The following is a 5,857-nucleotide window of genomic DNA, read 5'->3' as shown; positions in this document are numbered from 1 at the left end:
GTTCAAGCTCATAATAATCATCCTTTTTAGGTCGTCTTAAAACAACTTTTGCGGCGCCTTCTCTTTTAATGATACCCGCGTCACATAGTTCTGCTACAGCAACCCTTACTGTGGAACGACTGATATTAAATAACTTAGTTAAACGTATATCATTAGGTAAAGTTACTTGCCCTTCATCCAATTCATCTATCAAACTTAAAATACTGTTAATAGTATTTTTTAATAAAAAGGTTTTTTTTCTCAAAGAAAGCTCACAAAATCAAAAACGCACAGCCATTTAAGTCGACATAAACGTTATACAAAAATACATTTTAAAGGTCTTAATCTTAAATACTCTTGATAAAACTTCAACCCAATCTAATAAAATCGTTTAAAACACCTATCACTATACGTGATGAGTTAAAATATATACATTTCATCAAACTATATACGATTACCCTGCCTTATATTCTTGATAGTCCGTTGATACTTTTAACATTCTATACATATTCCGAAAATCACTTGGTGTTTTACCTTTCTGCTTTTGGAACTGTCGATTAAAGTTAGAAATATTTTTAAAACCTGACTCAAATGAAACTTGAGTAATATCTAACTTACATTCAATAAGCAACTGACACGCCTTGTTAACTCTTAAATTATTGACAAAAGCAACATAGGTTATACCCGCTACTTTCTTAAAAAAACGACTAAATGCTTGTGGGGTTAGTCCAACCTTAGAGGCAATTTCTGGTTGAAAAATATCACTACCAAGATTTTGTAGAGTATAATCTTGAATGGTTTTAAGACGACGTAGATTAATTTTATTAACATCATTACAGTTCTCATAATCCACTCCTACTAACATATTCGTTTCATCTGATTCTGCCAATAAATCGAGAATTCGTAACAAAGTTAGCACTTTTGCAAAACCAGATTCAATTAGCATATTACTCATTTCATGTTGAATACGCAGGGTTGTTTTACCGTTGATTTTTAACCCACGTAACGAACGTTTAAATAAAGCTGCAATATGCCCTGCTTCTACAAGCTCTAAAAAACCAGCTCCTATTGACTCTTCTTTAAATTGAACAACTATCCATTTAAAATCAGGTTTTTCATTATTTTTGGTTTTACTGCAAAAACAATGAGGCAAATTAGGGCCAATAAATACCAAATCACCAGCTTGCACAGGGCTAATACTATCTCCAATAACCTGTGTACCTTCGCCTTCAACTACCCAAATAAGCTCATATTCAGGATGGAAGTGCCATTTATGATCAGACTCAAAGCAAGAGCTGGTTAACTGTTGGCACTTGAAAGTGCTTCCTTCACTAGGTGAAATGTTTTTAAATAAAGCTTCCATCACAATTCCTCATCAAAATTAACAACAAAGCATATGTGCATTATTATAAGCAAAAAAACATCAAAACAGCAAACTAAAGTAAACTTTTTTTAATATATTTTTAACTTATGTTAAAATTGTAGATAATCACTAACTTGCTGTAATAAACACCAAAAGCATAATTGTGTAAAAAATGACACAAAACACAAACGCCTGAAAATTCAAGGATATTGGTGATATTTAGACATTGATTAAGATTTATAATATTTACCAGCTCGGTGGTTTAAAACGGTTAACACGCATGCAGTTATCTATACTTAACTAAAAAACACGCAAGATGTATTTCTATGAATATAAAACAAGACTTTTAAATATGGTTAACTAGATTAACTTTCGAAAACGATCGACTTTATACATGAGTACTCCATTATTAACTTATAAGTTAACTTGGATCCTAATTAGAGCGTGTTGACTTGAATTAATACCAACCCGACTTGATAATTGATCACTTATCAAAACGGATTGGTATTAGAATAATATTTATACAGCGAAGTTCAAAACGCCTTAACCCTCGAGTTTGGCTCTATCCGCATCAGCAAGTTTTTTTAACTTTTGATACGCTTCAGGGCTTGTTTTAAGCATTTTTTCACTCCAACTTGGCGTATGAGTAACGCCCCAGTCAGGTTTTGAAAAATTGATATTATCTCCTAACTTAGGCAATTCGCTTTGCAGTAACATTTTGAGCTCGTTCGCCGTTTCTGGCTGAACTTTAATCAAATCTTGAGTTTCAAGAGGATCATTTTTCAGATCAAATAATTGCTCACGGATTACGCCATCAATATTGTAAGTAATGTATTTGAATTGTTCCGTACGGATAGCTCGTTGATAGGTTTTATACATATGAATTGAATGCTTGCGGGCATTCGATTCATCTGTTGACGTGAGTCTATTTGCAAAACTTTCTGTAGTAACGGTCGATGGAATGGGCAGGTCGAGCAACTCACTTAATGTCGGAAATAAATCGCTAATATAAACCGGCATGTTAGTTTTGCCTTTCTTAATACCAGGACCACTGACTAATAGTGGGACTTTAATGCTGTGCTCATATAAATTTTGCTTGCCCATTAGACCATGTTGACCAATGGCGATACCATTATCGCTGGCAAATAAAATAAGGGTATTATCTGCCTGCCCTGCTCTTTCTAACGCATTTAAGATCCTGCCAACTTCGATATCTATCTGGGTAACCATGGCATAATAGGATTGAATATGACGTTTAATGACTTCTGGCTTTCTTGGCGTGCTACTCAACCATTCATCTCGAATATCTAACTCGCCGTTATCAAACGTATGTTGAGGTTTAAAGTTATCAGGAAGGCTTAACTGACTAGCAGTATATTGATTAAGGAAGCTATCTGGGACTTGTCTTGGATCATGTGGAGCCTGAAACGCTACAGTTAAAAAGAAAGGTTTAGTGTTTATATAGGTATCAAGAAATTCAACGGCGGAGTCACCATATATTTTACTACTATGCTGCTCTTTATAAAAAACAGTTTCCTTATCATACTGGCCTGTCGGGTCGTAATCATGCAAAGGCACCTTATAATGATCTGACATGCCACCAAAAAATATATTTTTACCTGCCGAAAAACTCCGATTAAAGCTGGATTTACCATTATGCCATTTACCGGTATAAAAAGTGTGGTAACCAGACTCTTTTAAATGCTGTGGCAATGTTGTCAATCGATTACTGATGGTATCCCCTTCTGGAGATTCTATCTGCGGTAAATGACGACCGGTCATTAGCATTGCTCTGCTTGGCGCACATACGGCTCCGTTTGAGGAGCCCATAATAGTAGCATTAGTAAACGCCAAACCATTTTTGGCAATTTTATCAATATTAGGGGTGCTAATCTCAGAATTACCTACCGCCCGTAATGCGTCATATCTCTGATCATCAGTAAACAAAAATAAAATATTAGGTTTTTCTATTATTTTTATACTTTCTGTAGAGGATTGTTGGCTACAACCGATTGATGAAAATAGCGGAAATGCTATCAACAAGTATTTAATTTTGTTGTTCACGATTAGTTTCCTAAAATTTAAATTCTAAACTACTTAATAAAAATATTGGATCAACACGAAAATTACCATTTGAGTATGTTTCAAGCATTTGAATTCTCTCAACCCCAAACCCAACATGAGATATTAAATACAGAAACACACAACAAAACAACTAAAAACGCAATCCAATCACCTATAATGCAATATATCAGCTTTAATACTGCATTTAAATATATAAAAACACTTTATCGCTAGGTGAATAATGATGTAAAAAAACTCTAATTAATTTATGAATATCAATGTGTATTATTAAATATCGAAATTAATAGCCTGCAATTTGATTTTAATGAGCTCAGAATAAGCGCATCAATGAACCCGTAAAAGAAATGGCAGCGTCAGCCCAATTGTTGTTGACGCCGCTTCAATAAAACTAGAGGTTATGAATACTGTACGACCCTAAATTATAAAGAATAATGACTGATTCTAGTCATATTAACCTTGCATGTCTTCTAACTCTAATCCTTTGGTTTCATGTACTAACTTAAATACAAAGGCTACTGAGGCCAATGCACATAAGGAATAGAAGCCGTATGCACCAGCTAAGCCTATAGACGCCAACATTATTGGGAAAGTCATAGTAATAACGAAGTTAGCACTCCATTGGGCTAAGCCAGCAATAGCAAGACCAGAACCACGGATCTGGTTAGGGAACATTTCGCCCAACATAACCCACATAACCGGCCCCCACGAAATATTAAAGAAGAACACGTAAGCATTAGCTGCAATTAGCGCTAATGTACCTAAGCTACCTAACACCAAATCACCATTAGCATCAGTATCTGCACTAACAAAGGCAAATACCATAATGGCTAACGTAACTGTCATGCCCAGTGAACCAATCACAAGTAAAGGTTTACGCCCAATTTTATCAATAGACATAATCGTTATGATGCAAGCAACAATGCTGACTCCACCACTTATAATATTAATTAGCAATGCGTCGCTTTCGGAAAAACCAACCGCTTGCCACAAGACAGCACCGTAGTAAAAAACAACGTTAATACCTACTAATTGCTGTAATACAGCTAATCCAATTCCAACCCAAACAATTGGACGCACCTTACCTGAAACTTTATCAAATAAGTCCTTCAAACTCGGTCTATGGTGATCTGCGGCCAAAGACTTTCCAATGTCAGCAACTTTAGTGCCGGCGGCTTTCTCTCCGTATAACTTAGCTAAAACCGCTTGTGCTTGTATATTGTTACTGGCAGCGACTAAAAATCGAGGGCTTTCAGGAATAAAAAACAAAGCGAATAAAAACAAAGCCGCAGGCGCTAATTCAATCCAAAACATCCAACGCCAAGCCTCAAAATCCATCCATAGTGGGGTAACAGCCGAGCCAGCAATGTCGGCTAGAAAATAGTTACTGATAAAAGCCGTAAACAGACCAAAAATAATGGCAACTTGCTGAATAGTTGTCAGCATACCTCGGTACTGAGCGGGCGCTATTTCACTAATGTAGGCTGGAGCCATCACGCTCGCCGCCCCTACGGCTAAACCACCGATAACTCGGTAAATTACAAATTCAAATGAACTATCAGCAACACCCGACCCCCATGCACTAATAATAAACAGTACCGCAGCAACAATGAGTAACGAACGGCGTCCATATATATCTGCTAACGTCCCGGCAAAAAACGCACCAAATGCACAACCTAACAACATAGAAGCAACGTTAAAGCCAGTGCCAATGCTGTCGGAATTAAAAGCGGATTGTAAACCTTCAACAGTACCGTTAATTACGCCACTATCAAAACCAAATAAGAAGCCTCCTATCGTTGCTACACAGCTAATTAAAATAATAAGTAGTAAATTGTGTTGTTCTTCAATACTTTGCGATGACTCAACACTTGGACATGTCGGTAAATTGTCTTGTTCCATTGCTAAAATCCAATAATAGATAAACCTTATAGTAAGTTAAGGTTCTCTTTACTTATGAGTTACTACTCACCGTATTCAAATGGTCGTATTCAATTAATATGTCCCATCATTTTTAACGGTAACAAATATAATCTATGTATAATTAACCCTAAGCTTCACTATTTACGTTGAATAGTCACGTTTTACTAATTTATCTTATATAGCGACCAATTTAGTTTCGTCGCTTCTTAGAACATCATAATTAAACCTTTATAAAACTATAATAATTAGTATTCTTTCTTAATAATAACTTCTGGCCTACTTTTAATGTTACTCGGTGATAAGCTAGCATTAACCTCACGATTCAGTTCGCCAACATGAGCTTGATGCTTATTAACTATTAAACTTTCTCAATTTGGCAAAAAACTTTAAGCTAATGAAGCTTTCTTCCATTCATGAATTAGACTTAGTAGTTATTCCAATATTATTAGAGTAAACCTATCACTTAACGCGTAATTCGAAATACATAAGGACCATCGAACGGTAATTGAC

The 5,857-nt window shown here is 35.6% G+C and carries 3 protein-coding genes and 1 pseudogene; all 4 read right to left on the bottom strand.

The window, feature by feature from the left end; genetic code table 11:
• A pseudogene (locus ACSHXM_RS20575) lies at positions 1-244 on the bottom strand (GntR family transcriptional regulator); the annotation flags it as partial.
• Between the two features lie 189 nt (positions 245-433).
• On the bottom strand, positions 434-1,342 hold the full coding sequence (locus tag ACSHXM_RS20570; protein WP_435692060.1) for an AraC family transcriptional regulator: 909 nt from the start codon (positions 1,340-1,342) through the stop codon (positions 434-436).
• 543 nt (positions 1,343-1,885) lie between these two features.
• On the bottom strand, positions 1,886-3,406 hold the full coding sequence (locus ACSHXM_RS20565; RefSeq protein WP_435692057.1) for a sulfatase-like hydrolase/transferase: 1,521 nt from the start codon (positions 3,404-3,406) through the stop codon (positions 1,886-1,888).
• Positions 3,407-3,877: 471 nt separating this feature from the next.
• Positions 3,878-5,326, bottom strand: a complete 1,449-nt coding sequence (locus tag ACSHXM_RS20560) for a sugar porter family MFS transporter (protein WP_435692055.1) — start codon at positions 5,324-5,326, stop codon at positions 3,878-3,880.
• Positions 5,327-5,857 lie beyond the last annotated feature (531 nt).

This window comes from Paraglaciecola sp. (genome assembly GCF_051252315.1).
Taxonomy (GTDB): Bacteria; Pseudomonadota; Gammaproteobacteria; order Enterobacterales; family Alteromonadaceae; genus Paraglaciecola.
This window is presented reverse-complemented; position numbering and strand designations above follow the sequence as displayed.

Coding starts and splice junctions, on each gene's coding strand:
- ACSHXM_RS20570 (WP_435692060.1), bottom strand. CDS start 1,342: ATGGAAGCTTTATTTAAAAACATTTCACCTAGTGAAGGAAGCACTTTC.
- ACSHXM_RS20560 (WP_435692055.1), bottom strand. CDS start 5,326: ATGGAACAAGACAATTTACCGACATGTCCAAGTGTTGAGTCATCGCAA.